Origin of the sequence: Methylobacterium sp. HMF5984, from assembly GCF_045033435.1 — a bacterium.
GTDB lineage: Bacteria > Pseudomonadota > Alphaproteobacteria > Rhizobiales > Beijerinckiaceae > Methylobacterium.
Genome location: NZ_JBJFLN010000001.1, coordinates 2,812,523 through 2,837,842, shown reverse-complemented (window position 1 = coordinate 2,837,842; position 25,320 = coordinate 2,812,523). Strand labels below are relative to the sequence as shown.

Annotated in this window: 23 protein-coding genes and 2 tRNA genes; 16 read left to right on the top strand and 9 right to left on the bottom strand. The window is 73.7% G+C overall.

Annotation, left to right across the window (positions count from 1 at the left end; genetic code table 11):
* Positions 1-696: 696 nt before the first annotated feature.
* Both ACFZ8E_RS13760 and ACFZ8E_RS13755 read left to right on the top strand, forming a co-directional pair.
* Complete coding sequence (locus ACFZ8E_RS13760) at positions 697-1,191, top strand: hypothetical protein (RefSeq protein WP_187274893.1); 495 nt, start codon at positions 697-699, stop codon at positions 1,189-1,191.
* A complete protein-coding gene (locus ACFZ8E_RS13755; protein ID WP_243935153.1) occupies positions 1,191-1,730 on the top strand; it encodes a hypothetical protein in 540 nt (179 codons plus the stop codon). Before ACFZ8E_RS13760 ends, ACFZ8E_RS13755 begins: the two co-directional genes overlap by 1 nt.
* A gap of 485 nt (positions 1,731-2,215) precedes the next feature.
* On the opposite strand, the gene ACFZ8E_RS13750 is transcribed toward ACFZ8E_RS13755, so the two are convergent.
* From ACFZ8E_RS13750 to rocF, 4 genes are all read right to left on the bottom strand, one after another.
* Positions 2,216-2,291, bottom strand: a tRNA-Asn gene (locus ACFZ8E_RS13750).
* Positions 2,292-2,532: 241 nt separating this feature from the next.
* Positions 2,533-2,606 (bottom strand) — tRNA-Cys (locus tag ACFZ8E_RS13745).
* A gap of 187 nt (positions 2,607-2,793) precedes the next feature.
* Positions 2,794-3,678 carry an urease accessory protein UreD gene (locus ACFZ8E_RS13740; protein WP_147843661.1) on the bottom strand — a complete coding sequence of 295 codons (885 nt, stop codon included), beginning with the start codon at positions 3,676-3,678 and terminating at the stop codon, positions 2,794-2,796.
* Positions 3,675-4,619, bottom strand: coding sequence for an arginase (gene rocF / locus ACFZ8E_RS13735; RefSeq protein WP_405042982.1), 945 nt, complete (start codon positions 4,617-4,619; stop codon positions 3,675-3,677). Before rocF ends, ACFZ8E_RS13740 begins: the two co-directional genes overlap by 4 nt.
* A 260-nt stretch (positions 4,620-4,879) precedes the next feature.
* On the opposite strand from rocF, the gene ACFZ8E_RS13730 reads away from it, so the two are divergent.
* Positions 4,880-5,230 carry a DUF2171 domain-containing protein gene (locus tag ACFZ8E_RS13730; RefSeq protein WP_243985147.1) on the top strand — a complete coding sequence of 117 codons (351 nt, stop codon included), beginning with the start codon at positions 4,880-4,882 and terminating at the stop codon, positions 5,228-5,230.
* Positions 5,231-5,238: 8 nt separating this feature from the next.
* Here the strand turns inward: ACFZ8E_RS13730 and ACFZ8E_RS13725 are convergent, their stop codons facing one another.
* From ACFZ8E_RS13725 to ACFZ8E_RS13715, 3 genes are all read right to left on the bottom strand, one after another.
* Positions 5,239-6,063 (bottom strand): SGNH/GDSL hydrolase family protein, encoded by an 825-nt coding sequence (locus ACFZ8E_RS13725; RefSeq protein ID WP_405042981.1) that lies wholly within the window; start codon positions 6,061-6,063, stop codon positions 5,239-5,241.
* A gap of 175 nt (positions 6,064-6,238) precedes the next feature.
* Positions 6,239-6,694: an anaerobic typically selenocysteine-containing protein gene (locus ACFZ8E_RS13720; RefSeq protein WP_147729670.1), complete on the bottom strand. Its 456-nt coding sequence runs from the start codon at positions 6,692-6,694 to the stop codon at positions 6,239-6,241.
* A 142-nt stretch (positions 6,695-6,836) separates the two neighbouring features.
* Positions 6,837-8,288, bottom strand: a complete 1,452-nt coding sequence (locus ACFZ8E_RS13715) for a PLP-dependent aminotransferase family protein (protein ID WP_405042980.1) — start codon at positions 8,286-8,288, stop codon at positions 6,837-6,839.
* Positions 8,289-8,655: 367 nt separating this feature from the next.
* Between ACFZ8E_RS13715 and ACFZ8E_RS13710 the strand changes: the two genes are divergently transcribed.
* The 8 genes from ACFZ8E_RS13710 to ACFZ8E_RS13675 all read left to right on the top strand — a co-directional run bounded on the left by ACFZ8E_RS13710 (position 8,656) and on the right by ACFZ8E_RS13675 (position 15,705).
* On the top strand, positions 8,656-9,138 hold the full coding sequence (locus ACFZ8E_RS13710; RefSeq protein WP_147729031.1) for an MSMEG_0572/Sll0783 family nitrogen starvation response protein: 483 nt from the start codon (positions 8,656-8,658) through the stop codon (positions 9,136-9,138).
* 42 nt (positions 9,139-9,180) lie between these two features.
* Positions 9,181-10,287 carry a Nit6803 family nitrilase gene (locus tag ACFZ8E_RS13705; RefSeq protein ID WP_405042979.1) on the top strand — a complete coding sequence of 369 codons (1,107 nt, stop codon included), beginning with the start codon at positions 9,181-9,183 and terminating at the stop codon, positions 10,285-10,287.
* A complete protein-coding gene (locus ACFZ8E_RS13700) occupies positions 10,172-11,326 on the top strand; it encodes an MSMEG_0568 family radical SAM protein (protein ID WP_243985162.1) in 1,155 nt (384 codons plus the stop codon). Before ACFZ8E_RS13705 ends, ACFZ8E_RS13700 begins: the two co-directional genes overlap by 116 nt.
* Position 11,327: 1 nt before the next feature.
* Positions 11,328-11,885: an MSMEG_0567/Sll0786 family nitrogen starvation N-acetyltransferase gene (locus tag ACFZ8E_RS13695; RefSeq protein ID WP_243945947.1), complete on the top strand. Its 558-nt coding sequence runs from the start codon at positions 11,328-11,330 to the stop codon at positions 11,883-11,885.
* Positions 11,882-12,880 (top strand): sll0787 family AIR synthase-like protein, encoded by a 999-nt coding sequence (locus ACFZ8E_RS13690; protein WP_405042978.1) that lies wholly within the window; start codon positions 11,882-11,884, stop codon positions 12,878-12,880. The genes ACFZ8E_RS13695 and ACFZ8E_RS13690 overlap by 4 nt, the downstream gene beginning before the upstream one ends.
* 4 nt (positions 12,881-12,884) lie before the next feature.
* Entirely contained in the window at positions 12,885-14,063 is a 1,179-nt protein-coding gene (locus ACFZ8E_RS13685) for an MSMEG_0565 family glycosyltransferase (RefSeq protein ID WP_405042977.1), read from the top strand.
* The gene (locus ACFZ8E_RS13680; RefSeq protein ID WP_147729117.1) at positions 14,056-14,334 is read left to right on the top strand and encodes an MSMEG_0570 family nitrogen starvation response protein; all 279 of its coding nucleotides are present in this window, start codon (positions 14,056-14,058) and stop codon (positions 14,332-14,334) included. The genes ACFZ8E_RS13685 and ACFZ8E_RS13680 overlap by 8 nt, the downstream gene beginning before the upstream one ends.
* A gap of 72 nt (positions 14,335-14,406) precedes the next feature.
* Positions 14,407-15,705 carry an MSMEG_0569 family flavin-dependent oxidoreductase gene (locus ACFZ8E_RS13675; protein ID WP_243945942.1) on the top strand — a complete coding sequence of 433 codons (1,299 nt, stop codon included), beginning with the start codon at positions 14,407-14,409 and terminating at the stop codon, positions 15,703-15,705.
* Positions 15,706-15,726: 21 nt separating this feature from the next.
* Here the strand turns inward: ACFZ8E_RS13675 and ACFZ8E_RS13670 are convergent, their stop codons facing one another.
* Complete coding sequence (locus ACFZ8E_RS13670; RefSeq protein ID WP_244030706.1) at positions 15,727-17,616, bottom strand: SelB C-terminal domain-containing protein; 1,890 nt, start codon at positions 17,614-17,616, stop codon at positions 15,727-15,729.
* A 424-nt stretch (positions 17,617-18,040) separates the two neighbouring features.
* On the opposite strand from ACFZ8E_RS13670, the gene ACFZ8E_RS13665 reads away from it, so the two are divergent.
* From ACFZ8E_RS13665 to ACFZ8E_RS13645, 5 genes are all read left to right on the top strand, one after another.
* Positions 18,041-19,600, top strand: coding sequence for a CHAD domain-containing protein (locus ACFZ8E_RS13665; protein WP_405042976.1), 1,560 nt, complete (start codon positions 18,041-18,043; stop codon positions 19,598-19,600).
* A 54-nt stretch (positions 19,601-19,654) separates the two neighbouring features.
* Positions 19,655-20,797 (top strand): carboxylate-amine ligase, encoded by a 1,143-nt coding sequence (locus ACFZ8E_RS13660; protein WP_243938399.1) that lies wholly within the window; start codon positions 19,655-19,657, stop codon positions 20,795-20,797.
* 217 nt (positions 20,798-21,014) lie between these two features.
* A complete protein-coding gene (locus ACFZ8E_RS13655; RefSeq protein WP_147859830.1) occupies positions 21,015-21,476 on the top strand; it encodes a tellurite resistance TerB family protein in 462 nt (153 codons plus the stop codon).
* Positions 21,477-21,614: 138 nt separating this feature from the next.
* Positions 21,615-22,874 (top strand): Zn-dependent hydrolase, encoded by a 1,260-nt coding sequence (locus tag ACFZ8E_RS13650; RefSeq protein ID WP_147843547.1) that lies wholly within the window; start codon positions 21,615-21,617, stop codon positions 22,872-22,874.
* Between the two features lie 3 nt (positions 22,875-22,877).
* Complete coding sequence (locus ACFZ8E_RS13645; RefSeq protein WP_147728593.1) at positions 22,878-24,188, top strand: allantoate amidohydrolase; 1,311 nt, start codon at positions 22,878-22,880, stop codon at positions 24,186-24,188.
* Here the strand turns inward: ACFZ8E_RS13645 and ACFZ8E_RS13640 are convergent.
* Positions 24,116-25,318 carry a DUF1501 domain-containing protein gene (locus ACFZ8E_RS13640; RefSeq protein ID WP_405042975.1) on the bottom strand — a complete coding sequence of 401 codons (1,203 nt, stop codon included), beginning with the start codon at positions 25,316-25,318 and terminating at the stop codon, positions 24,116-24,118. The two genes, ACFZ8E_RS13645 and ACFZ8E_RS13640, sit on opposite strands and share 73 nt — an antisense overlap.
* Positions 25,319-25,320 lie beyond the last annotated feature (2 nt).

Here is a 25,320-nt window from a genome sequence, read left to right as displayed (position 1 = left end):
TACATTCCAGCCGACAACCTGCTCTCGCACCCTCGTGACCCGACGTTGGGCGGACCCAGTGCGTACACGGGCCGACAGGGTCAGGTGCAACCCGATTCCGTCAGCGGCTGCCGAAAATTATTTTCGACCGCTGACCGCGCACGCCATTTCGACTTTCATACGCCGGCCGGATCGTAGGGGCTCCATTCAACGGAGCCACGCCGATGCCTCTCGCGAGGGACGGCGCCTGAAGGACAACCGCGGTCGCTACGTGCCGCCGGATCGGGGCGATCCGAACGGCGCGGAGGTTGGCTGGAAGGCCCCGGCCACGTTCCTGGAGCGGCTGCCGAAGGATCGGCCGCCGACTGGGAGTAGCGGGGGAGCACGAGGGGTTGGGTGCCAGCGGCTGTTTGTGCGACGCCCGTGTCGGGAGTCCATACCCCCGAGAGCGAGCGGGCTTCCGGCAACGGTGGCAGATCTGAGCGCCGAGGTTATCGAGCATCTGACGCTACATATGTCAGCGCTCCTCGGCATGTTGTGTTTCAACCGCCACAACGGTCTCTCAATAAAGAACCGCCGCGCGGAAGCGATATCGATTAAAGGCAATAAGAAGCGCGCCAGGTAGACACATCAGTATATTTTAGGCTTCTTGGACATGCTCACACCGTGAGCCCGGGATAGCGGTTCCGGAACGAAGCCAGGCGAAATGAAAGCGTCATGACGGGTCCGAGCAAGCGATACCCCTGGGAGAGCCCCTCCGAACTCGAAGCGCCTACGAATGTGACCTCCTCGACCGACACCCACCTGGCCAACGTGTTGAGGTTGGTCGGGCCTCTCGACGACATCGGTGGTGGAGGCGCTCCCACCCGTCGTTCCTCGCCACAGGATTGGTCGAAGCTGATCGAGCGGGTTCGGCATGCGGCCAATCACGCCCGCGAGGTCGAGGCGCAGGCTCAAGAACAGGAGCTGCGCGTCCAGGAGGTGCTTGACCGCGTCCGCGAAGATGTCCGCAACGCCGCCGAGCGGGTCCGAGTCGCTGAGGCGCGCACCGCTGAAATTCAGAGCCGTGCCGACGCCATGCTGAAGCTGGCCGACGAGAGGGTAAAGGCGGCCGAAGAGCGAGCGCGGATCGCGGAGGAGTGGCTCACACGCGTCTACGACACGATCGCGAGCGAGTTCACCCTTGAGCCGGATGTGAAGAGAACTGCGTGATGCCGAACTCAGCTCAGCGTCCTGCAATCACCGTCCGCCCGGCCGGACGTGATATCCCGGCCGACGATGCTTGGCGCAGCAGCTCCGAGCTGGCGGCCGGGCTGCCTTCCAACAGCAAGATCGTACCCCTCTTCGTGGAGCCGGGCATCTCACCGCCACGGCTTGCGGATGTCGGTCCTGGCGAAACCGACTGGCCTGCCGCGCTCGACCTGATCCGCGACGTTGGAGACCGCGTGCGCCGGGCACGCGATTTCGCGCAGGAGGTGTCCCGCCAGTCTCAGTCGATCATTCGCCGTAGCCTCAAGCAGACCGAAGAGGCCGAACGGCGCGCCGAGGCTGCCGAAGCTTCAGCGGCCGCGGCCATCGCACGTGCCGAGAGGGCTGAGGAACTGGCTCGGCTGTCGGAAGCCAGGGCGAAGCTTGCAGAGAAGCAGGCAGAGGCCGCCAAGGCTGAAGAGGCTGAAGCTCAACTATGGCTCAGGCGCGTGCATGCTTGCCTCAAGGACGAGTTCAAAGACCTGACCGAAGATCCGACCTGACCGTATCAACTGCCGTGAGGTGGCAGGGCATCGAACCGAGCCTCCGGCCCACCGTGGGCATCGGCGGCCGCCGATGCGAATTCTCGCTGCCGCCCGGTCCAGTGGCGCCGAGCGCCCGCGCTCGTTCGAGACAGCGGGTTGTGAGCGGCCATGGTCGTCGCCGCGTCCTCGAGGAAGGCGGCGATGACCGCCCGGTCCGCCATATGCGCCGCGGTTCGGAGTGATGCTGCGAGCTGGCGCAGCGCACGGTCTGCGCAAGGCGGGCGCGCGGCGGAGGAGGGCGCCACGGAGGCCGAATTGAACGCCTGGTTCGGATGGGCTGAGGGGAGCCGCGAGCGCGACCTACCTGCGCGGAGCCGACCGAGCGAAACTCGCCGAGCGGGTCGCAGAGAGGGCAGCAGCTCGAATGTCCATCTCCGCTTCTCCTGAACCGGTGCGGGGTTCGGAGCGAAAAGATCAATCCGAAAAATGGCTTGGAGAAGTGATGGCTCCCCGAGCAGGACTCGAACCTGCGACAAGGCGATTAACAGTCGCCTGCTCTACCAACTGAGCTATCGGGGATCACGGGGGGTGATCTACACAGCGTCGGTACGGCGCGCAAGGGCCTCGGGTGGATGTTTTGCATTTCGCGCGGGCTGCCTCGGGCGGCGCGAATGGAACCTCGGCAACAGCGTTGCGCCGGGGCCACGAGGCGGCCGCGCCACGAGGCGCAGGCTTCGCGTCGCGATGCCGGAGGACGCGCAACGCCTGCGATCGATCGCCGGGGATGGGTCAAGGAAAAGTAGATGGGAGGGACGTGACGTGGAGGCCTCGCCCGGAATCGAACCGGGGTGCAAGGATTTGCAGTCCTCTGCGTAACCACTCCGCCACGAGGCCTCGTCGCTCCGGCGCGGCCGTCGAAACGGGGCGCCCGCAAGATCCCGTGCCGGGCGGCCGGCGCGGGGTGAGGGGTCTCTAGCAGACGAGGCGGGCGCTGAGCAACGGGCGCGAGGCCGTATCTCCGCAGGATCGTCGGGCATTCGCGCTTTCGAAGGACCGCCGGCCGTCGAAAGCCACCGAGCCCTCAGGCCTGCCACACCCGCGGCAGCGCCACGCCGCGGTAGCGGACGAGCAGGCGGGCGGCGACGGCGCGCAGCGGCCCGAGATCGGTGGCGAGGAGGCGGATCGCGAGGTGGCCGTTCCAGGCGCTCGCGCCGGCCTCGACCCCCGAGCCGGCGTTCGCGCCGCATTCCGCCAGCAGGCCCCGGGCCTCGTCCAGGCGCGCCTCCGCCCCGGGGGAGAGGTCGAGCACCGTCGCGCAGGCCCTGGCGCCGCCGCCGATCGCGGGCCGCGCGAGGCGGGCGGCGATCGGTCCGTCGAGGCGCAGGCTGTCGGCGTAGACGAGGCGGCCGCCCCGCCGGATGCGCCAGACGTCCTCGAACAGCCCCGCCTCCACCCGCTCGCCGCGGGCGGCCCGGCCGAAGGCCACGGCCTCGAACACCAGGAGCCCGGCATCGGGGGCGAGATCGGCCTCGAAGCGCCGCCGCAGGCGGGCGCGGTCGAACACGATCGTCTCCTGCGGCAGCCAGGCCAGCCGGGCCCCCGGGCCGAGGGCGACGCGGTTCGCGATTTGGCTCACCGGCCCGTCCGAGCGGTAGATCTTCTCCGCCGCGGTCGTGGTGAGGACGAGGCCGGCCCCGGCCTCGAGCGCGAGCGAGACCGCGAAGTCGTCGCCGCAGGCGATCCCGCCGGCGGTGTTGACCAGGATCGCCTCCGCGGCGCCCCCATGCGCGCGCGGGAAGCGCAGGCGCGAGGGGCCGGATTCGGCGAGGTCCGCGATCCGCGTCGCCGTGCCGGCGCCGTCGGCGGCGACGCGCAGCATCACCCGGCCGACCGAGCGCTGGCGCGCCGGCGCGGTCTCGGGCGAGACGGCGTCGGTCCGGTCCGAAACGGCGAGCCGGTCGCTCATCCGCGCGTCGCGGGCGCACGCACGGCGGCGATCGGGGTCGGGCGGTCGAGGATGCGGCGGCCGAACAGGCTCGCGACCAGTTCCACCAGCACGCGGGCGCTGCGGCCGCGCTCGTCGAGGAACGGGTTGAGCTCGACCACGTCGAGCGAGCCGACGAGGCCGGAATCGTGCAGCATCTCCATGATCAGGTGCGCCTCGCGGAACGTCGCCCCGCCGGGCACCGTGGTGCCGACGGCCGGCGCGAGGCCGGGATCGAGGAAGTCGATGTCGAAGCTGACATGGAGGTGGCCCGAGGCCTCGGCGACCCGCTCCAGGCTGCGCCGGAGCGGCGCCACGACGCCGAACTCGTCGATGTGGCGCATGTCGGTGACCTCGACGTTGCGCGCGGCCACGAGGGCTCGCTCGCCGGCATCGATCGAGCGCAGGCCGAACAGGTGGACGCGGGTCGGGTCGAGGGCCGGGCGGTCGGGGTCGGCGAACAGGTCGGACAGGCCCGGCTCGCCGCAGAGCGCCGCCAGCGGCATGCCGTGCAGGTTCCCCGAAGGCGAGGTCTCCGGGGTGTTGAAGTCGGCATGCGCGTCGAGCCAGAGCACGAAGAGCGGCCGGCCGGTCCGCGCGCAGTGGCGCATCGCCCCCTCGACGGTCCCGAGCGACAGGCTGTGATCCCCGCCGACGACCACGGGCAGGTCGCCCGCGTCGAGGGCGGCCTCGACCTGGCGGGCGAGCACCCGGGTCCAGGCCGCGACCGCGGGCCTGCCGACCGCGTCGGCCGGCCCGTCGGGCACCGCATCGCCATGGTCGGCCACCGCGTGGCCGAGGTCGCGCAGGGTGCGGATGAGGCCCGCGGTGCGCAGGGCGGCCGGGCCCATCACGGAGCCGGGCTCGCTGGTGCCGACCTCCGTCGGCGCGCCGAGGATCGCGATACGTTCCGGGCCGTCCATCCCCACCTCGTCCGTACGGAACCGTGCCGGTTCCTGCGCCGTGCGGCGTGACACGCTTGCGCGACGAGCCCGTGTCGGGGCCGCCGCCTCGGGCCTCGGCCGGGAGCGGCCGGCGACACCAAGGCCTGCCATGCGAAGGCTCACGCCGCGATAGGGCATGCGCAAGCCGCGGGCCAGCGGCCGGCCCGGCGCGGGGAAACGGGCGGGGCCCCGGGCGGTTGGCAGGGACGCCGGCCGCGGCGCCGCGAGGGAGATCGCCCATGCCGAACCGTTTGCAGACCGTCGGGTGCCGCGCTTTCGCCTGCGCCGCGGCGATCCTGCTCGCGCCCGCGGCCGTGGCGCAGACCACGCCGGCGGCGGGCGCCGCCCGCATCGCCGAGCACATGGAGGTGGTCGGCGCCGACGGGGCGCATGTCGGCACCGTCGACAAGGTCGAGAACGGCACCATCGTCCTGGCCGAGACCGACCGGGATGCCGGCGGACGCCATCACGCCGTGCCGATCGCGTGGATCGGCACGGTGGACGGCAAGGTGCTGCTGACGAAGCCGGCGGCCGAGGCGAAGGCGCAGTGGGATCGGGCGGACAAGCCGACGGACGGGCCGAAGCGCTGAGCCGGGCGCTACTCGGCGACCGCCTCGGTGACCTGGACGCGGCCGGCATCCTCGATGATCGCGGCGGCGGCGGCCTTGGCGAGCATGGCGTAGCCGCGGTCGGCCATGTGCAGGCCGTCGGCGGAGAAGAGCTGGCTGTGGGTCAGCTTGCCGTCGCGGATCCAGCCGCGCATCAGGTCGGCGCGGCGGATCACCGGCACGTCGAGCGCGTCGCCGATCTCGCGCACCGCGTCGCGGAAGCGGTCGGAGCCGGGGGTGGCGTCGAGCTTCGGGCACCATTGCGGCTCCATCAGCACGACGTCGATGCCGGCCTCCTGCATCCGGCGCACGGCGCTGACCGTCGCCTCGCGGAAATGCTCGATGGTGACGCCGCGCAGCGGGTCGTTGCTGCCGGTCTGCCAGATCACGAGCTGCGGCTCGGCGGCGATCACGTCCCGCTCGAGCCGGCGCAGCATGTCGTCGACGTGCTCGCCGCCGATGCCGCGGTTCAGCACCGTGATGCTCGCGGCGACGCTCGGCAGGGCGGCGCGGAGATCCGCCTGCAGGCGGGCGGGATAGGCGTTGGCCGGCGTGCTGGCGCCGATGCCCTCGGTCGAGGACGAGCCGAAGGCGACGATGCGCAGCGGTGCGCCGATGGCGATCTGCCGGGCGACGTGCGGCAGGTCGATCTCGGCGACCGCATCGCCGAGGCCGAAATCGAACGGGGCCGGGAGGAGGTCGGCGTAGGCGAGCACCGCGCTCGGCAGGACGAACAACCCGGTGAGCAGGGCGACGCCGCGAATCAGTCCCCGCAGGGGTTTCGTGACGCGGCGGGCGGACGCGGTGTTCGGCACGGGCACCATCGGAGCGTTCGGGCTTGCGGGATCCGAATACGATCCTACGGGGCCGACCGAAAGGTCCCGTCTGCAACACCTGTTGAATTCCGATTGAATTCGTAACGCAAAATTAAGGCTGAATTCCGGTGATACCTGTTCGGACGCCCGCGCCGCGGCTCGTCGGCTTCGCCGATCAGTTCGCCGGCGGCGTGAGCACGAGCTTGCCCACGAACGGCGCGTTCTTGTTGGCCGTGCTGGTGCAGGCGAAGTCGTGGTCGCCGGCCTCGAGCGTCCGCACGCGCAGGGTGCCCTGGCCGTCCCGCTTGATCAGGTAGCCCTTCTCGCTCGCCACGTGGACGAGGTCGCCGTCGGCATGGAGCACGTGGCCGTTCTCGAACAGCCCCGCCGCTGTGATCGTCACCGGCGTGTCGGCGTGGCTGACCACGTGCAGCGCGACGTCGGTGTTGGCGGGCAGGCGCAGCTCCGCCGGCGCGCAGACCGGCTTGCCGCCCTCGGCGGTGATCGTCAGCTCGACCGGCGGCATCACGGCGCTCGACGGCGCGGGCAGGGGCTTGCCCTGGGCATGGCCCGCGGCGGTCCCGAGGACGAGGAGGGCGGCCGCGGCGAGGTCGCGTCGAAGATGCTGCATGAAGGTCCGTCCGGAGAAGCGTGAGCGAAGGGCATCGCGCGGGGTCGCGCGGCCTCGGGATAGGAGCGGAATGGCAGCAGGCGCCGGCGAGTTCCGGCACGCGACGCCGCACCGGCGGCTCGCGACGGGGTCGGGCAGGCGCTCAGATGTAGGCGGAGGCGAGCGTCGGCGCGCGCCCGAGCGCGTGAGCCAGCACCTCGAGCGCCTGGGCGACCTCGGCGCGGGCGCCGACGCCGCCGAGGCAAATCCGCACCGCCTCGGGGGCGGGGCCCGCGGCGCAGAAGGCGTCGCTCGCGACGACGCCGAGCCCGGCGGCGCGGCCCTGGCTGGCGAAGGCCGAGCGGGTCCAGCCCTCGGGCAGCCGCATCCAGAGATGGAAGCCGTTCGGATCGGAGCGGACCAGCTCCCCCGGCAGCAGGCGGGCGGCGATGGCCTGGCGCGCCTGCGACTCGGCGCGGACGAAGCCGAGCACCGCCTCGCCGGTGCCGTCGAGGATCCAGCGCGTGGCGAGCGCCGTGGTGAGCGGCGAGGCCATCACGGTCGCCGCGCGCAGGGTCGAGGCCAGCGGCAGCGCCGCGCGGGCGCTCGGCGCGACGCAGTAGGCGAGGCGCAGCCCGGCCCCGAGGCACTTGGCGAGGCCGGCGACGTAGTAGGTGATCTCGGGGGCCAGCTGCTGGAAGCTCGGGGGCGGGTCCGGGCAGACGAAGCCGTAGGCGTCGTCCTCGACGATCGCCACGTCGTAGCGGCGCGCCACCGCGAGGATCGCCTCGCGCCGGCCCCGGCCGATCGTCTGGGTAGTCGGGTTCTGCAGCGTCGGGTTGAGGTAGAGCGCCTTGGGCGCGAGCCGGGTGCAGGCGGCCGCGAAGGCGTCGGGCTCCAGCCCGTCCGCGTCCGTCGGCAGGCCGACGAGCCGCAGGCCGCGATGGGCCGCGAGCGAGCGGATGCCGGCATAGGTCAGCGCCTCGGTGCAGAGCACGTCGCCGGCCTGCGCCACCGAGCCGAGGATCGCGTCGAGGGCGCTGTGCGCGCCGGGGCAGAGCAGGAGCCGGTCGTGGCCGGCGACGACCCCGCGCCGCGCGAGCCAGAGCCCGCCGGCCTCCTTGTCGGCGTCGGTGCCGCCGAAGCCCTGGTAGCGCAGGAGGTTGGGCAGGTCGTCGGCGATCGCCGCGACGCCGGCCCGCATCCGCGCCTGCAGCCGCGGGTCGTCGGGCTCGGGCGGCAGGTTCATCGAGAAGTCGACCGCGCCGCGGCGGCGCGGCAGGGCCGGGCGGGGCGCCTGGAGGCTGCGCGCCGGATCGCACACGAAGGTGCCCTGGCCGACCCGCGACTCGACGAGGCCGCGGCCTTGCGCCTCCACGTAGCCGCGGGCCACCGTGGTGAAGTTCAGGGCGAGGCGGGCCGCGAGCACCCGCTGCGGCGGCAGGCGCTCGGCGACCGCGAGCTTTCCCGTGCGGACGTCCTCGGCGATCGCCTCGACGATGGCGAGGTAGTGCGGCTTGCCGAAGCGCCGCAGGTCGGGGCACCAGCCGTCTTCCGGGCGCGATCCCGGAGCGGGCGCCCCGGAGACGCGTGATTTCGGCGTCGCGCGGCTCATGTTCGCCTCCCGACCGGTCAGGATGCAGTCAATCGTCGATTGATCGGGAGCAATCGGCGTGCCGTACGCCCGAGCGCTGCGAACCGCGCGAGCGATACGGTCAATCCGGTCAAGTACTCGCCAGAGAATTCACAATAATGGCGCCCATTTTATCGGCAGATGCCGCGTCGTTCGGCGCCGTTTCCAAACAGACGTCGATCGCGCCGTATCGACCATTGACCGCATGATTGACCGCATCCCGCACCGGGCGCCGAAACGGCACGTCGTCGGCGTCCCGCTGGCACGGGGATTGCCATCCTCGATTGAACCTGCGGCCGGGATCATTCGATCCGCCGCAGGTCGCGATGCACAAGAGGGAGTGCGGCCGATGCCTGCCGTCAGCACCGACAAGCACAAGAAGGGCGATTACTTCGTCGATTACGAGGAGAAGGTCTTCGAGGACGTGAAGGCCGAGCCGGGGCAGAAGGCCCTGGTGACCTTCCACACCGTCGCGTTCGAGGGCTCGATCGGCTTCGTGAACCTGCTCCAGGCCACGCGCCTCCAGCGCAAGGGCTTCGACACCTCGGTGCTGCTCTACGGCCCCGGCGTGACGCTGGGCATCCAGCGCGGCTTCCCGACGCTCGGCGACGAGGCGTTCCCGGGCCACCTCAACATGAACAACCAGATCGCGAAGTTCATCGCCGAGGGCGGCAAGGTCTATGCCTGCCGCTTCGCGCTCCAGGCGCTCTACGGCCACGGCGAGCCCTCGCTGATCGAGGGCATCCGCCCGATCGCGCCGACCGACGTCCTCGACATCGTGCTGCTGCACAAGCGCGACAACGCCGTGATCATCGACACCTGGACCGTCTGAGCGGCCGGCCGCCGGCACCCATCACGAGCGAGGAGGCGGACAATGGCGGAGCCGCGCATCGTCCGGGCCGCCGCGGTCCAGATCGCGCCGGACCTGGACCGGCCCGAGAACACCCTGGAGCGCGTGCTGAACGCGGTCGCGGACGCGGCGGGGAAGGGGGCGCGCTTCGTCGTCTTCCCCGAGACCTTCGTGCCGTACTACCCGTACTTCTCCTTCGTCAGCCCGCCGGCGATGCAGGGGGCGGAGCACCTGCGGCTCTACGCGCACGCGGTCGTGGTGCCCGGCCCCGTCACCGAGGCGGTCTCGGCCGCCGCCCGCCGCCACGGCATGGTGATCGTGCTCGGCGTCAACGAGCGCGACCACGGCACGCTCTACAACGCGCAGTTGATCTTCGACGCCGACGGCAGCCTGGCGCTCAAGCGCCGCAAGATCACGCCGACCTACCACGAGCGCATGATCTGGGGGCAGGGCGACGGGGCGGGTCTCGCCGTGGTCGACACCGCCGTCGGCCGCGTCGGCGCGCTCGCCTGCTGGGAGCACTACAACCCGCTCGCCCGCTACTGCCTGATGGCCCAGCACGAGGAGATCCACGCGGCCCAGTTCCCGGGCTCGCTGGTCGGCCAGGTCTTCGCCGACCAGATGGAGGTGACCATCCGCCACCACGCGCTCGAAGCCGCCTGCTTCGTGGTCAACGCCACCGGATGGCTCTCCGAGGACCAGATCGCCAAGGCCTGCCCGGAGGAGGGCTTGCGGGGCGCGATGCGCGGCGGCTGCTTCACGGCGATCGTCTCGCCGGAAGGGCGGCTGCTCGCCGAGCCCCTGCGCGCGGGCGAGGGGCTCGTGATCGCCGACATGGACCTCGCGCTCGTGACCAAGCGCAAGCGGATGATGGACTCGGTCGGCCATTACGCCCGGCCCGAGCTGCTCAGCCTCAACCACGACGCGCGCCCGGCGCTTCCCGTGACGACGACGCCTCCCGCGACGAACCGCCTTCCCGCGACGACCCGGAGTTCAGACCATGGACAGCCCGCTCCTGACCGGTTCGACCGCCCCGTCGCCGGCCTCCCCGGCTCCGGGCCCAGCGGCGCCCGGCCTTCCGACCGAGCGGCTGATCAACGCGCTGCAATCCTACGGAGTCCGGCTGGCTGACAGCCGCCCCGGCGTCCAGAGCCGGCGCGGCGGGGCCGGCCCCTCCGACCACAAGGCGATGACGATCTCGGGCCGCACGGTGATGGTGCCGGTCCACACCGCCACCGCCTTCGAATCGCCCTTCCTCGTGCAGCGCCCGGGGCCGGACGGGTTCAGCCTGATCGAGCACGACGGCGCGGTGGTCGGGCGGGTGACCTTCCCGGACAAGCCGCGCTTCTACGCGCTCCAGACCTTCGACGGGGTGCCGTATTCCAAGATCGCGGTGCTGCACGGGCGCGACGTCCTCGCGACCACCGTGCTGCAGACCTGCATCCGCTACCAGAGCCGCACGAGGACCTGCCAGTTCTGCGCGATCGGCCAGTCGCTGGCGGCCGGCCGCACGGTCGCGCACAAGAGCCCGCAGCAGCTCGCCGAGGTGGCCCGCGCCGCGGTGCTGCTCGACGGCGTCAAGCACATGGTGATGACCACCGGCACGCCGAACGCCACCGACCGCGGCGCCGCGGTCCTGTGCGAGAGCGCCTTCGCGGTGAAGGCCGCGGTGGACCTGCCGATCCAGGCGCAGTGCGAGCCGCCCGACGACGACCGCTGGTTCACCCGCATGCGGGCCTCGGGCATCGACGCGCTGGGCATGCACCTCGAGGCGGTGACGCCGGAGGTCCGCAGCCGGATCATGCCCGGCAAGGCGAGCGTCCCGCTGGAGCGCTATCTCGAGGCCTTCGCCGCCGCGGTGCCGGTGTTCGGGCGGGGCCAGGTCTCGACCTACATCCTCGCGGGCCTCGGCGACGCGCCCGAGGCGATCCTCGGGATGGCCGAGCGGCTCGTCGCGCTGGGGGTCTACCCGTTCGTGGTGCCGTTCGTGCCGATCTCGGGCACGCCGCTGGAAAGCCACCCGGCCCCGTCCCCCGACTTCATGCACGCGATCCTGAAGCCGCTGGCCGGGATGCTGGCGCGGGCCGACCTCCGCTCGGCCGACATCAAGGCCGGCTGCGGCCGCTGCGGCGCCTGCTCGGCGCTCTCCGCCTACGAGCGGAGGCCTTGAGATGTTCGAGCCGGTCGCCCCGTATCGCGCGAGCCTGTTCCGGGTGAAGTTCGCCACTGCCCCCTGGGAGCGGCGCGCCTGCGCGCGCCTGCGCCGCGCGGTGTTCTGCGCCGAGCAGGGCCTCTTCGCGGAAAGCGACGCGGATGCGCTCGATGCGCACGCGATCCCGATCTGCGCCCTGTCGACGCTCGGCGGCGACCCGGACGCGGTCGTCGGCACCGTCCGCATCCATGCGGCGCCGGAGACGCCCGGCGAGTGGTGGGGCTCGCGGCTCGCCGTCGAGCGCGGGCATCGCCGGGTCGGGGCGCTCGGCGCCGGGTTGATCCGGGTCGCGGTGTCCTCGGCCCATGCCCGCGGCTGCACGCGCTTCCTCGCCCACGTCCAGGCCGGCAACGCCGCCCTGTTCGCCGGCCTGCACTGGGACGACCTCGGCGCGGTCGACCTGCACGGCCGGCCGCACCGGCTGATGCGGGCCGACCTCGCCCACTACCCGCCGATGCACGATCCCGAGCACGGGCTCGTCACCCTGCCGCGCGGGCGGCCGGCGACGGCCGCGTGACGGCGCCCCCCAGCCTCGACGCCATCGCCCGCGCCGTCCGCGAAAGCCGCGGGCTGGCGCACAAGCGCGACATCGACGCGGTCGTCGGGAGGCTCGGGATCGGCCGGCTCGGCGCGCGCGGCCTCGCGGTCCCGGCCGGGGACGACTGCGCCGCGATCCCCGACGGCGACGGCCACCTCCTGCTGGCGATCGAGGGCTTCCTCGACGGGTTCGTCGCCGCCGACCCGTACTTCGCCGGATTCTGCGGCGTGATGGTCAACGTCAGCGACATCGCGGCGATGGGCGGGACGCCGGTCGCGGTGGTCGACGCCCTGTGGAGCCGCGACCAGGACCACGCCGACCCGGTGCTCGCGGGCCTGCGGGCCGGCGCCGAGGCCTACGGCGTGCCGGTGGTCGGCGGCCACACCAACACCCGCAACGGCGCCGAGCACCTCGCGGTGGCGATCCTCGGCCGGGCCGGCCGGCGCCTGCTCACCAGCTTCGACGCCGCCCCGGGGGACGTGCTGATCGCCGGCATCGACCTGCGCGGGCGCTTCCGCGAGCCCCATCCGTACTGGGACGCCGCGACCGGCGCGCCGCCGGAGCGCCTGCGCGGCGACGTCGCGATCCTGGCGGGGCTCGCGGCCGACGGCCTGGCGCGGGCCGCCAAGGACATCAGCATGGCCGGGCTCGTCGGCACCGCGCTGATGCTGATGGAATGCTCCGGCGTCGGCGGCCGGATCGACCTCGACCGGCTCCCGATCCCCGACGGCGTCGCGCTGGAGCGCTGGCTCACCGCCTTTCCGAGCTTCGGCTACCTCGTCGCGGCCGCCCCCGCCGAGGTGCCCGCGGTCGTCGGGCGCTTCACCGAACGCGGGATCGCGGCCGCCGCGATCGGCAGCCTCGACGCGAGCCGGGTCGCGCGGGTGGCGCGCGGGACGGAGGAGGCGGTGGTGTGGGATTTCGGCAGCTCGCCGCTGATCGGCTGCGGCGCGACCCGCGGCGAGGAAGCGTGAACCCATGCCGCGGCAGCTGCGCATCGCGATCCTGACGCATTCGACCAACCCGCGCGGCGGCGTGGTGCATGCCCTGGCGCTGGCGGAAGCGCTGTGCGGGCTCGGGCACGAGGCCAGCGTGCACGCCCCCGACCCCACCGGCGGCGGCTTCTTCCGCCCCGCGCGCTGCCCCACCGTCTCGGTCGCGGCCAAGCCCGCGGCCGGGACGACGGTCGAGCTCGTCCGGGCGCGGATCGCCGACTACCTCCGCCATTTCGCGACGCCGGCGGCCTGCGACTTCGACCTGTTCCACGCCCATTGCGGCATCGGCGGCAACGCGCTCGCGACCCTGGCCCGCCGCCGCCTGATCCCGGGCTTCGTGCGCACCGTCCACCACGTCGACGCGTTCAGCGATCCGCAGCTCGCACAGTGGCAGGACCGGGCGATCCTGGACGCGCAGGCGCTGCTCTGCGTCAGCGCCGGCTGGAAGGGCGTGCTCGCGAGCGATTACGGGGCCGAGGCGACGATCGTCGGCAACGGGATCGACACCGACGCCTACGCACCCGAGCCGGCCGACGACGACGCGGCGGTCGCGGCGCGCTTCGGCCTCGGGACCGGCCCAGTGCTGCTCGCCGTCGGCGGCTTCGAGGCGCGCAAGAACACGCTGGGCATCGTCGCGGCGTTCGCCGCGTTCCGGGCCTCGCACCCGGAGGCGCAGCTCGTGGTGGCGGGCGGCGCCTCGCTCCTTGACCACGCGGATTACCGGGCCCGCTGCCGGGACGCGCTGGCGCGGGCGGGTCTCGCCGTCGGGCCCGGGCAGGCGGTGGTCGAGACCGGGCCGGTGGCGCAGGCCGTCATGCCGGCCCTCTACCGCCGCGCCGACGCCCTGGTGTTCCCGTCGCTGAGCGAGGGGTTCGGCCTCTGCGTGCTCGAGGCGATGGCGAGCGGCACCCCGGCGATCGTCTCCGACTGCGCGCCGTTCACCGAGTATCTCGGGCCCCGCGACGCCCTGTTCGTCGATCCCGACAACGCCGCCTCGATCACCCGCGCGATGAAGGCCGCCCTCGACCCGGAGGTCCGGGCGCGCCTGATCCCGGCCGGGCTCGCGATCGCCAAGACCCATCCCTGGCGGCTCTGCGCCGAGCGGCACCTGCCGGCCTACGCCGCCTGCGCGCGCCGGCGCTTGGAGACGTCCCATGCCTGAGATGCGCTTCCACATCCGCTGGCCCGACGGCGCCCGCGAGGCCTGCTACTCGCCCTCCCTGGTGATCAAGGACCACCTCGCGGTCGGCCAGGACTATCCGCTGGCTGAGTTCGTCGCGCTGAGCCGCACCGCGCTCGGGATCGCGAGCGAACGGGTGCGCGAGCGCTACGGCTTCCCCTGCGGCCGGGCGCTCGCGCAGCTCGCCCGGATCGAGGAGGGCGCGCGCCGGCAGGCGCCGGGCACCGTCCACGTCGAGGCCTTCGAGGAATGACCGTTCGCGAGGAATGACCGTTCGCTCCGCCCGCACGCGGGCGGGCCTTCGCCAGAGACCAGGAGACGCGCCATGAGCCGCCAGCCCGAGCCGGACACCCATTCGCCCGCGCACTGGCCCGTGATCGTCGTCGGCGGCGGCCAGGCCGGGCTCGCGATGAGCCGGCAGCTCGCCAACCGCGACATCCGCCACGTGGTCTTCGAGAAGAACCGCATCGCGCACACTTGGCGGACCCAGCGCTGGGACAGCTTCTGCCTCGTCACCCCGAACTGGCAGTGCCGGTTGCCGGACTTCCCCTACGACGGGCCGTCCCATGACGGCCGGGACCCGCACGGCTTCATGCGGCGGGAGGAAATCGTCGGCTACATCGAGGCCTATGCCCGCCACATCGCGGCGCCCCTGCGCGAGGGCGTCGGCGTCGCGGCGATCCGCCCGCGGCCCGAGGGGGGATTCGCCGTCGCCACGGGGGAGGGGGTCCACACCGCCGACGCGGTGGTGCTGGCGATCAGCGGCTACCACCTGCCGGCGATCCCGGCGATGGCCGCGGGCCTGCCGGCGGAGGTGCGGCAGGTCCATTCCTCGGCCTACCGCAACCCGGCGCAGATGCCGGACGGGGCCGTGCTCGTCGTCGGCTCCGGCCAGTCCGGCTGCCAGATCGCGGAGGACCTGCACCTGGCCGGCCGGACGGTGCATCTCGTCACCGGTTCGGCGCCGCGCTGCCCGCGGGTCTACCGCGGGCGCGACGCCGTCGACTGGCTCGCCGAGATGGGCCAGTACGACCTCACGGTCGAGAAGCATCCGCTGAAGGACGAGGTCCGGCGCAAGGCCAACCACTACCTCACCGGCCGCGACGGCGGGCGCGACATCGACCTGCGCCGCTTCGCCCGGGAAGGCATGCGCCTGCACGGGCGGCTGACGGGCATCGACGGCCCCCGCCTCGCCTTCGCCGACGATCTTGCGAAGAACCTCGACGGGGCGGACGCGGTCCATGTCGGCATCCAGGCCGCCATCGACCGGCACATCGCGGCAGCCGGCATCGCGGCCCCGGAGGAGGCGCACTACGCCCCCGTCTGGCAGCCCGGCCCGTTCGAGCCCGTGCTCGACCTCGCGACGGCCGGAATCCGCAGCGTGATCTGGGCGACGGGGTTCCGTGCCGATTTCGGCTTCGTCGAGGCCGACATCCTCGACGGCCGCGGCCTGCCGGTGCACCGCCGCGGCGTCACCGCCCAGGACGGGCTCTACGTCGTCGGCATGCCCTGGCTCTGGACCTGGGGCTCGGGGCGCTTCTCCGGCATCGCGCAGGACACCGCCTACCTCGCCGACGCGATCGCCGGAGCCGCCGCCGCGCAGCCGCTTCCGATCGCCAGCTGAGACGGCGGCCTCCGCGAAGGCCTACCCGACGATCACCCGCCGGTCGCCGGCCCGGCGGGTGAAGCCGGTGGCGTCGAGGTGCTCGAGCAGCGGGATCGAGAATTTCCGCGAGATGCCCAAGGCCGCCCCCGCCTCGCGGGCGAGGAAGCCGGATTCGGGCTGGGTCGCCCCGGGGAAGGCGGTGCGGAGCTTGGCCCGGGCCTCCTCCACCGCCGCCTTGTGGAACAGCACGGCGCGGCGCTGCACCCGGTCGACGGCGCGGATCACCGTGCCGGCGCCGACGAGGTAGGTCAGCGCCTCGCGGCGGCGCACGTCGCGCCCGATCGCCTCCGCCTCGTCGGGCGGGTTGAGCCCGGCCTGGCGGAACACGGCTTCCAGGCGCCGGGCGACCTCGCTCTCGTTGCGGGCCGGGTTGAACGCCGCGCGGCGGAAGAGGGCGCCGCCTTGCGCGACGTCGCCGGTGGCGACGAGGTCGCGCAGGGCCGCGGCGGCGACCGGCTCGGCGAGGCCGAGCGCCTTGACGATGCGCTCGGCCGGCAGCCCGTGCTCCATCGGCTGGTCGCGATGGTGGCCGGCGAGCACCGCCAGGATCGCGTCGCGAAGGCTCGCGAAGGCCGGGCCGCCGAGGATGCGCTCGCCGACCTCGCGGGCGCCGAGCGCCGGCAGCAGCGCCCGCACCCGGTCCGGCGCCGTGCCGCTGACGCGGGCGAGGTCGCGCAGGCCGGCGCCGGCCGCGCCGGCCTGCGCGAGGCGGATCGCCAGCGCCTCGGCCGGCCCGCCGCCGGCGAGCCCGGCGAGGTCGGCGAGCACGCGCGGGTCGTGACGCTTGCGGCGGCGGCTGTCGGGATCGAGCACCCGGCCGCCGGCCACAGTGATCGCCGGCGAGTCGCGGCGCAGGATGAACGGCTCGCGCGCCGGCACGGTGACCGCCGCGTCGAGATGGAGCTGCGCCGGCGCCGTCGCGCCGGGCTCCAGCGCGTCGCGATCGAGGAGGCGCAGGCGGGCCGCGACCTCGCTGGTGCCGAACAGCAGGCGCAGGGCCGTGCCGCCGGGGAGCGGATCGCCGCCCGGGCTCGCGGTGAGCGACACGTCGAGCCAGCGCGACGGCACCAGGAGGTCCGGCGGCGCGAGCGCCTGCCCCCGGCTCAGGTCGGACAGGCCGACGCCGCGCAGGGCCACCGCCGTCCGGCGGCCGGGCTCGGCCGTCGCGACGGCGCGGCCGTGGATCTGCAGCCCGCGCACCGTCGCCGTCGGCCCGCCCGGCACGATCGCGACCGCGTCGCCGACGGAAAGGCGCCCGCGCCGGAGCGTGCCGGTGACCACCGTGCCGAAGCCGGCCCGCGAGAACACCCGGTCGACCGGCAGGTAGGGGAAGCCGTCGTCGGCCCGCGGCGGGCTCGCGTCGAGGAGGGCCGCCAGCGCCTCGGACAGGGCGGGAAGGCCGGCGCCGGTCAGCGTCGAGGTCGCGACGACGGCAGGCGCCTCGAGGCCCGCCCGCGCGGCCACCGCCGCGACCTCGGCCGCCCGCTCGGCGAGGGCGTCGGGCGCGACGAGGTCGGATTTCGTGAGCGCGACGACGCCGCGGCGGACGCCGATCAGCCGGGCGATCTCCAGGTGCTCGATCGTCTGGGGCTTGATGCCCTCGTTGGCGTCGACCGCCAGCAGCACCGCCCCCATGCCGGTGGCGCCCGAGATCATCGCGCGGACGAAGCGCTCGTGGCCGGGCAGGTCGACGAGGTCGATCTCCCCGTCGCGTCCCTCGGGCGCGAGGAGGGCGAAGCCCGGCACGATCGAGACGCCGCGGGCCTTCTCTTCCTTCAGCCGGTCGGTCTCGATGCCGGTGAGCGCCCGCACCAGCGCGGTCTTGCCGTGATCGACATGTCCGATCACGCCGACGAGGAGTGTCTTCATCGCTTATCGTCACCGTCCCGACCGGGCGTGCCTCCGAACCGTCGCCGCCGCGCGCCCGCCCCGGATGGCGGTCGTTCGGGGGCATGGCCGGGAGACGCACCGAACACGCGCACCGTTCCCGTGAACGAGGACGACGCGCAGCCCAATCCGCGACGCGACCGCCGGCTCGGCATCGAGCCGAGGCCCCGCCCGGATGCGGCGGGACCCGCGAGACGGTCGGGTCGATTGTGCACAACACGCTCTTGCGCCAAGCTTTTGCACGAAGCGTCGGTCGCGCAAAGGGCAAACTTTGCGGATGCGGCCGAGGGCGCCACCGCCGCCCTGCGCGTGCTACACGGCAGGCGATCCGGACGGATCGGAGGTGGCTCCGATGCGTTCTCGCGGTGACAGGGGCTGCGGCCCGGAACGGACGGACGAACGCTTCATGGACACGCCGCGGGAGATCGAGCTGAAGCTGGAATGCACGGGCCCAGACCTCGCCGCACTCGGTGCCCATCCGCTGCTGCAGGGGCAGGCCGACGGGGCCGCATCCGAGCCGAAGCTCCTCGCGGCGACCTATTTCGACACCGCCGACGGCGCGCTCCGCGAGGCCGACCTGACCTTGCGGGTGCGCCGGACGGGCGAGGCCTTCGTGCAGACCGTCAAGGCGGGCTCCGGCGCGGCCGGGCTGTTCGACCGGGCGGAATGGGAGAGCCCGGTCGCCGGCGAGGCGCCGGAGCCGGCGGCCTTCGCCGACACGCCGGTGGCCGATCTCCTCGCGAAGGCCGAGGCGCCGGACCTGGCGGCCCAGTTCCGCACCGTGGTGATGCGCTCGGTCCGGCCCGTGACCTACGGCGCCTCGCGGATCGCGGCGACCCTCGACGAGGGCCGGGTCGAGACCGACCGGGGCGATGCCCCGCTGTGCGAGCTCGAGCTGGAGCTCGAATCCGGCGATCCGGCCGACCTGTTCGCGCTGGCCCAGGCGCTCGCCGAGACGGTGCCGCTGCGGATCGGCGTGCTGTCGAAGAGCGCCCGCGGGTTCGCGCTGCGCGACGGCAAGGCCGCGCGGCCGAGCAAGTCCGACATGGCGCCGTTGCCGAAGGACGCGACCGGCGGCGAGGCCTTCCGCCACATCGCGCTCGGGTGCCTGCGGCACCTGCGCCTCAACGAGGACGTCTGGGGCCACGCCCGCGACCCGGAGGCGCTGCACCAGATGCGGGTGGCGCTGCGGCGGCTGCGCACCGCGCTGTGGCTGTTCAGGCCGATGCTGGCGGGCGACGCCCGGGCGGCCACGCTCGGCGACGAGATCAAGCGCGTCACTGAGCCGTTCGGCCGGGCGCGCAACCTCGACGTCTTCCTCGAGACCACCCTGCCCGACGAGGTCGCCCGGCGCCCGGACGAGCCGGGGCTCGCCGGCCTGCGCGAGCGCCTGGAGACCGAGCGCGACCGGGCGCACGACGCCGTCGGCGCGATCCTGACCTCGCCCGAATGGCGCAGCCTGCTCCTCGACCTCCTGGCCTGGATCGAGGCCGGCCCGTGGCGGGAGGGCGTGGGCAAGCTCCGCGACGCGCCCGCCCGCGACCTCGCCACGGAGGTGCTGGAGCGCCTGCGCCGGCGGATCGCCAAGCGCGGCCGCCACATCGAGCGGCTCGATCCCGAGGCGCGTCATCGCGTCCGCATCGCCGGCAAGAAGCTGCGCTACGGCGCCGAGTTCTTCGCCGGCCTCTATGGCGGCCGGAAGGCGCGCCGGCGCCACAAGGCGTTCGCAGCCGCCCTCTCCGACCTGCAGGACCACCTCGGCGGCCTCAACGACCTCGCCACCGCGCATGCGGTGATGGCCGGACTCGCCGATGCGTCCGGGCCCGCCTCGGACGCGCTCGACGGCCAGGCGCTGTTCGCGGCGGGCCTCGCCACCGCCGATTCGGAGGCGAAGGCGGACGAGCTGCTCGCGGGCGCGGCCGAGGCCCACGGCACGCTGGCCGACCTCAAGCCGTTCTGGCGCTGAACCGGGCGCCCGTCGGCGCGTAGACCCCTCGCGGACGGCGCGGGGGGAGGCGGCATGGCTCACGTCTACAGGTTCGGCATGGAGGAGGAGTTCTTCCTCGCCGACGCCGAGACCCGCAACACCCCCCGCAAGACGTCTCGCGGCCGGGTGAGGGCCTTCCATGCCGCCGTCCAGGCGCGGATGGAATCGGCCGAGCGGGAGATGCTGGAGAGCCAGGTCGAGACCTGCACCCCGCCCTCCGACAGCATCGCGGAGACGCGCGCGCGCCTGATCGCGATGCGGGCCGACCTCGCGACGATCGGGCGGGAGCACGGGTTGCGCGTCTTCGCCGCCGGCACCCACCCGGCCGCGACGTGGCGGCGGCAATCGACGACGCCGGCCGAGCGCTACCGCGGGATCATCGACGACCTGCAGATCGTCGGGCGGCGCTCGGTGGTCTGCGGGCTCCACGTCCACGTCGAGGTGCCGCGTCCCGACGCGCGCCTCGACCTGCAGAACCGGCTGATGCCGTTCCTGCCGATCCTGCTCGCGCTCTCGGTCTCCTCGCCGTTCTGGGAGGGGCAGCGGACCGGGCTCGCCGGCTACCGGCTCAGGGCCTATGCCGAGCTGCCGCGCACCGGCCTGCCGGAGCTGTTCGCGGACGCCGCCGACTACGACCGCTACGTCCGGGTGATGACCGCCTCGGGCGCGATCGCGGATGCGAGCTTCCTGTGGTGGCACCTGCGCGCGTCGGTGAAGTACCCGACGCTGGAACTGCGCATCGCCGACAGCTGCTCCGAGGTCGAGGACGGGCTCTGCATCGCCGCCCTGTTCCGCTGCCTCGTGCGCCTGCTCGACCGCGATCCCGGCGTGAATGCCGGCCTCACCGGGGCGGCGCGCGGCTTCGCGATGGAGAACCTGTGGCGGGCCGAGCGCGACGGGGTGCGGGCCGAGCTGATCGACGCCACGCGGGAGCGGGCGGTGCCGATGGCCGAGATCGTCGAGGGGCTGCTCGCGCGCCTCGCGGAGGATGCCGACGCCCTCGATTGCCGGGCCGCCTGCGAGCGCGCCCGCACCATCGTCCGGCACGGCACGGGGGCCGACCGGCAGCTCGCCGCGTACGCGGCGGCGCGCGCGGCCGGATCGTCGGACCGCGCGAGCCTCGGAGCGGTGGTGGACGCCCTGGCCGACGAGACCGCGTCGCCGAAGCCCCGATGAGGCCGGACCATGCGGGCCGGGCGCGCCCGTTGGGGGTAGGCACGCCCGGCCCGACGGTCGGCCGGCATCCGGACCGAGAGGCCGGACGACGGGCCATCATCGCGCCCGCGTATTTCCCAAGCATGTCCGTTCGCCGCGGGGGCATCGGCGCAACACGGACCGCCTGGGTTCTGTTATCTCCCCCGACGCATCGGCGCCCCTCAACGACCCGGTTCCCATGAGCATCCTGAAAGACATCTTCGGCCGCCTGACCCAGGCGGTGACCGCCTATGCCGGCGACAAGGCGCTGATGCTGGCGGCGGTCTCGGCCGCCGCCAACGTCATCGTCGCCGACGGGGAGGTGGCCGGCACCGAGTTCGAGACGGCGCTGGCCGGCCTCAGGGCCAACCCGATCCTCGAGAAGGGCTACGACACCCTGATGCTGGAGGCCGAGCTCTACGACGGGATCGCCCGCGCCCGGACGCGGGCGGGCCGGGCCGAGAACCTGCGCCACGCCGCCGCGCTCGCCGACCGGCCGCAGGCGCAGCGCGAGAACGTCTTCCTGATCGCGGCCGACGTCGCCGACCAGGACGGGATCAGCGGCATCGAGGCGGTGGCGCTGGCCGAGATCGCCGCCGCGCTCGGCGTCGACGGGAACGCGCTGCTCGGCGCCTCGCCGGTGCGCCGCCCGGCGCCGTGAGCCGCGCCTGCGGGGCCTGACGCGCCTGCGGGGGGCTGGGCGGGCCTGCGGAACCTGGCCGGGCACGATCCTTGCCGGCCGCCGGGCCGTCACGTCGGCATCGTGACACGAGACACACACGCCACGACGGAGGCCAGGATGGCCGGCACGGCAAAGACCCACAACCTGCGCATCGACGGCTCGCGCCTGTGGGAGACGATCCAGGAGACGGCGCGGTTCGGTGCGACGCCGGCCGGCGGCCTGAACCGCCTCACCCTGTCGCCCGAGGACGGCGCGGTCCGCGACTGGTTCCGGGACGCCTGCACGGCGGCGGGGCTCGAGGTGCGGGTCGACGCCCTCGGCACCCAGTACGCCCTGCGGCCCGGGCGCGACGCGGCGCGCCCGCCGGTGGCCTTCGGCTCGCACCTCGACACCCAGCCGACCGGCGGCAAGTTCGACGGCATCCTCGGGGTGCTGGCCGGGCTGGAGGCGATGCGCGCCCTGAACGACGCCGGCATCGAGACCGAGGCGCCGCTGCTTCTGGTCAACTGGACCAACGAGGAGGGCTCGCGCTTCGCCCCCGCGATGATGGCGTCGGCGGCTTACGCCGGCGATTTCACCACCGACGAGATCCTGGAGAAGACCGACGCGGCCGGCATCAGCGTCGGCGCGGCGCTCGACGCGATCGGCTACCGCGGGACCGACACCGTGGGCGACCGGAAGATCGGCGCCTTCGTCGAGCTGCACATCGAGCAGGGCCCGATCCTGGAAGCCGAGGGCCGGACCATCGGCGTGGTCGAGGGCGGGCAGGGCATCGCCTGGTTCGACGGCACGATCACCGGCTTCGAGGCGCATGCCGGCACCACGCCGATGCCGCGCCGCCGCGACGCGCTGCTCGGGCTCGCGGAGGTCGCGCTCGCGGTCGAGCGGATCGCGCTGGCGCACGCGCCCACCGCCGTCGCCACCATCGGCGAGGCCGTGATCGGCGCGCCCTCCCGCAACGTGGTGCCGGGGCTGGTGCGCTTCACCCTCGACGTGCGCGACCCGAAGCCGGAGGTCCTCGACGCGATCGAGGCGGAGCTGCGCGCGAGCCTTCCCGCGATCGCGGACCGGCGCAAGCTCGCCATCGACCTCGCGCGGATCTGGCGCAAGGAGCCGGTGCCGTTCGACGCGGGCGTGATCGCGGCGGTCGATGCCGCCGCCGAGGGGCTTGGCCTGAGCCGCCGCCGCATGGTCTCGGGCGCCGGGCACGACGCCTGCAACCTCGCGGCCCGCGTCCCGACCGCGATGATCTTCGTGCCGTGCAAGGACGGCGTCAGCCACAACGAGTCGGAATCGGCGACCCCGTCCGACTGCGCCGCCGGCGCCGACGTGCTGCTGCAGACGGTGCTGACGCTCGCCAACGCGCCGAAGGCCTGATCCGTGGACGCCTTCGCCCCCCGCATCCAGCAGCGGCTCGACGCGCTGGCCCAGATCAGCGCCGAGCCCGGCGCGATCACCCGCCTCTACCTCACCCCCGAGCAGGCGCGGGCCGAGGCCCTGGTCGCCGGCTGGATGGGCGAGGCCGGGTTGCAGGTGCGCCGCGACGCCGTCGGCAACCTGATCGGCCGCGTCGAGGGCCGCGAGCCCGGCGGGCCGGCCCTGGTGATCGGCTCGCACCTCGACACCGTGCGCAACGCCGGCCGCTACGACGGGCCGCTCGGCGTCGTCGCCGCCATCAGTTGCGTCGAGGCCGTGCTGCGCCAAGGACCGCCGCCGGTCGCGATCGAGGTGGTGGGCTTCGCCGACGAGGAGGGCGTGCGCTTCGCCGCGACGCTGACCGGCAGCCGGGCGTTCGCCGGCCATCTCGACCCGGCGGCGCTGCGCACCCTCGATGCCGCCGGCACGACGCTGGCCGCCGCGATGCGCGAATACGGCCTCGACCCGAAGGCCGTCCCGACCGCCGCCCGCACGCCGGATCAGATCCTCGGCTACGTCGAGCTCCACATCGAGCAGGGGCCGATGCTGGAGCGCGAGGGCCTGCCGGTCGGCCTCGTCACCGCGATCAGCGGGGCGAGCCGCCTGGAGATCACGCTGTCGGGGGAGGCGGGGCACGCCGGCACCGTCGCGATGACCGAGCGCCGCGACGCGCTCGCGGGCGCCGCCGAATGCATCCTGGCGATCGAGGCGCGCTGCCGCGGCGAGGAGCACCTCGTCGGCACGGTCGGGCGCATCCAGGCGCTGCCGGGGGCGGTCAACACCATCCCGGGCCAGGCCAAGTTCAGCCTGGACCTGCGGGCGCCCGACGACGCGCAGCGGCACGCCGCGCTCGCCGACATCGACCTCGCCTGCAAGCGCATCGCGCTCCGGCGCCGGCTCGGCTTCGGCATCGCCCTCCTGCACGAGGCGGAAGCCGTCCCCTGCGACCCCGGGATGACGGCCCTGGTCGAGGCGGCGATCGTCGCCGAGGGCCATCCAGTCCTGGCGCTGCCGAGCGGGGCCGGCCACGACGGCATGGCGGTGGCGGCGATCGCGCCGATCGCCATGGTGTTCGTGCGCTGCCGCGGCGGCATCAGCCACAACCCGGCCGAGTTCGCCAGCCTGCCCGACATCGAGGCCGGGACCCGGGTGCTGCTCGGGACGGTGCGCGGGTTCCTCGCGGCACGGGAGCGGTCGGCCGATCAGACCAGCCCGAGGTCGGCCGGCGCCGCATCCGCGAAGACCCGCCGGAGGCTCGCCGGATCGAGCCCGTAGAGGCGTCGCAGCAGCCCGGCGAGCAGGCTGCGGTAGTCGGTGAGCACGGGATGGTCGCGGTTCTGGAACAGGTGCGCCTCGTCGGCCCGCACCTGCGGCCCGGCGATGCGGCCGCCGCGCACGGCACCGCCCAGCACCCAGTAGACGCTGCCGTGCCCGTGATCGGTGCCGCGGTTGCCGTTCTCGCGGAAGGTGCGGCCGAACTCGGAGAGCACGACCACCACCGTGTCGTTCCAGGCGGGGCCGACCTCCTCGACGAAGCCGGCCAGCCCGCGGCCGAGCTCGCCGATCCGGTCGGCGAGGTAGCCGGTGGCGGCGCCCTGGTTCACGTGCGTGTCCCAGCCGCCGACGTCGACGAAGCCGAGGTTGAACGACTCGCGCATCAGCCGGCCGATGCGCCGGGCCGAGCGCGCGAAGCCCTTCGGCGAGACGGCGCCGCGGTCGGCCTCGGCCTGATGCTCCGAGACCGACTGGTAGACCGCGTCGCGCACGCGGAACCCCTCGGCCACCGAAGCGGCCAGCGGGGTGTCGCGGTACATCGCCGTGATCAGCCCAGCCTGGCGCGCGTCGATCCCGGGCTTGGCGACCTCGTTGATCGCGATGTTGGGCACCGTCTCGGTGCCGCGGAAGATCAGCGGGATCTGCTCGGTGAAGGCGATCGGGCGCGTCCGCGTCAGCTCCGCGGCGAGCCGGGCCATGAAGCCCGAATTGTAGTCGCGGGAGGCGCCGACCGTCTGCCCGAGCTCGATCGTGTCCTGGGTCTCGAAATGGCTGCGCGTGAGGTCGTCGGTGCCGGCGAACGGCACGAAGGCGGCCTGCCCCCGGGCGTAGAGCGGCAGGATCGTGTCGCGCAAGCTCGGGTGGAGGCTCCAGTCGGCGTCGAGCGCCAGCGCCGCCGCCGGGTCGGCCGCATCCGGCCGGGCGACCGCGAGGGTCGGCCGGGCGCGGTAGTAGAAGTCGCTGCCCGTCGGGATCACGACGTTGGCCGCGTCGTAGGCGCCGCGCAGGAACACCACGAGCAGGCGCGCATCCACCTTCGGCGCGGCCCAGACCCGGCCGGCGACGGTGGACAGGCCGAGCGCGAGGGAGGCTCGGATCAGCGCGCGGCGGTGCGGGTCGCGCGGGTCCATGG

Excerpts from the sequence above, each read along its gene's own strand:
- ACFZ8E_RS13760 (WP_187274893.1), top strand. The coding sequence starts at position 697 with ATGACGGGTCCGAGCAAGCGATACCCCTGGGAGAGCCCCTCCGAACTC.
- ACFZ8E_RS13755 (WP_243935153.1), top strand. The coding sequence starts at position 1,191 with ATGCCGAACTCAGCTCAGCGTCCTGCAATCACCGTCCGCCCGGCCGGA.
- ACFZ8E_RS13740 (WP_147843661.1), bottom strand. The coding sequence starts at position 3,678 with ATGAGCGACCGGCTCGCCGTTTCGGACCGGACCGACGCCGTCTCGCCC.
- rocF (WP_405042982.1), bottom strand. The coding sequence starts at position 4,619 with ATGGACGGCCCGGAACGTATCGCGATCCTCGGCGCGCCGACGGAGGTC.
- ACFZ8E_RS13730 (WP_243985147.1), top strand. The coding sequence starts at position 4,880 with ATGCCGAACCGTTTGCAGACCGTCGGGTGCCGCGCTTTCGCCTGCGCC.
- ACFZ8E_RS13720 (WP_147729670.1), bottom strand. The coding sequence starts at position 6,694 with ATGCAGCATCTTCGACGCGACCTCGCCGCGGCCGCCCTCCTCGTCCTC.
- ACFZ8E_RS13715 (WP_405042980.1), bottom strand. The coding sequence starts at position 8,288 with ATGAGCCGCGCGACGCCGAAATCACGCGTCTCCGGGGCGCCCGCTCCG.
- ACFZ8E_RS13710 (WP_147729031.1), top strand. The coding sequence starts at position 8,656 with ATGCCTGCCGTCAGCACCGACAAGCACAAGAAGGGCGATTACTTCGTC.
- ACFZ8E_RS13705 (WP_405042979.1), top strand. The coding sequence starts at position 9,181 with ATGGCGGAGCCGCGCATCGTCCGGGCCGCCGCGGTCCAGATCGCGCCG.
- ACFZ8E_RS13695 (WP_243945947.1), top strand. The coding sequence starts at position 11,328 with ATGTTCGAGCCGGTCGCCCCGTATCGCGCGAGCCTGTTCCGGGTGAAG.
- ACFZ8E_RS13685 (WP_405042977.1), top strand. The coding sequence starts at position 12,885 with ATGCCGCGGCAGCTGCGCATCGCGATCCTGACGCATTCGACCAACCCG.
- ACFZ8E_RS13680 (WP_147729117.1), top strand. The coding sequence starts at position 14,056 with ATGCCTGAGATGCGCTTCCACATCCGCTGGCCCGACGGCGCCCGCGAG.
- ACFZ8E_RS13675 (WP_243945942.1), top strand. The coding sequence starts at position 14,407 with ATGAGCCGCCAGCCCGAGCCGGACACCCATTCGCCCGCGCACTGGCCC.
- ACFZ8E_RS13670 (WP_244030706.1), bottom strand. The coding sequence starts at position 17,616 with ATGAAGACACTCCTCGTCGGCGTGATCGGACATGTCGATCACGGCAAG.
- ACFZ8E_RS13665 (WP_405042976.1), top strand. The coding sequence starts at position 18,041 with ATGGACACGCCGCGGGAGATCGAGCTGAAGCTGGAATGCACGGGCCCA.
- ACFZ8E_RS13660 (WP_243938399.1), top strand. The coding sequence starts at position 19,655 with ATGGCTCACGTCTACAGGTTCGGCATGGAGGAGGAGTTCTTCCTCGCC.
- ACFZ8E_RS13655 (WP_147859830.1), top strand. The coding sequence starts at position 21,015 with ATGAGCATCCTGAAAGACATCTTCGGCCGCCTGACCCAGGCGGTGACC.
- ACFZ8E_RS13650 (WP_147843547.1), top strand. The coding sequence starts at position 21,615 with ATGGCCGGCACGGCAAAGACCCACAACCTGCGCATCGACGGCTCGCGC.
- ACFZ8E_RS13640 (WP_405042975.1), bottom strand. The coding sequence starts at position 25,318 with ATGGACCCGCGCGACCCGCACCGCCGCGCGCTGATCCGAGCCTCCCTC.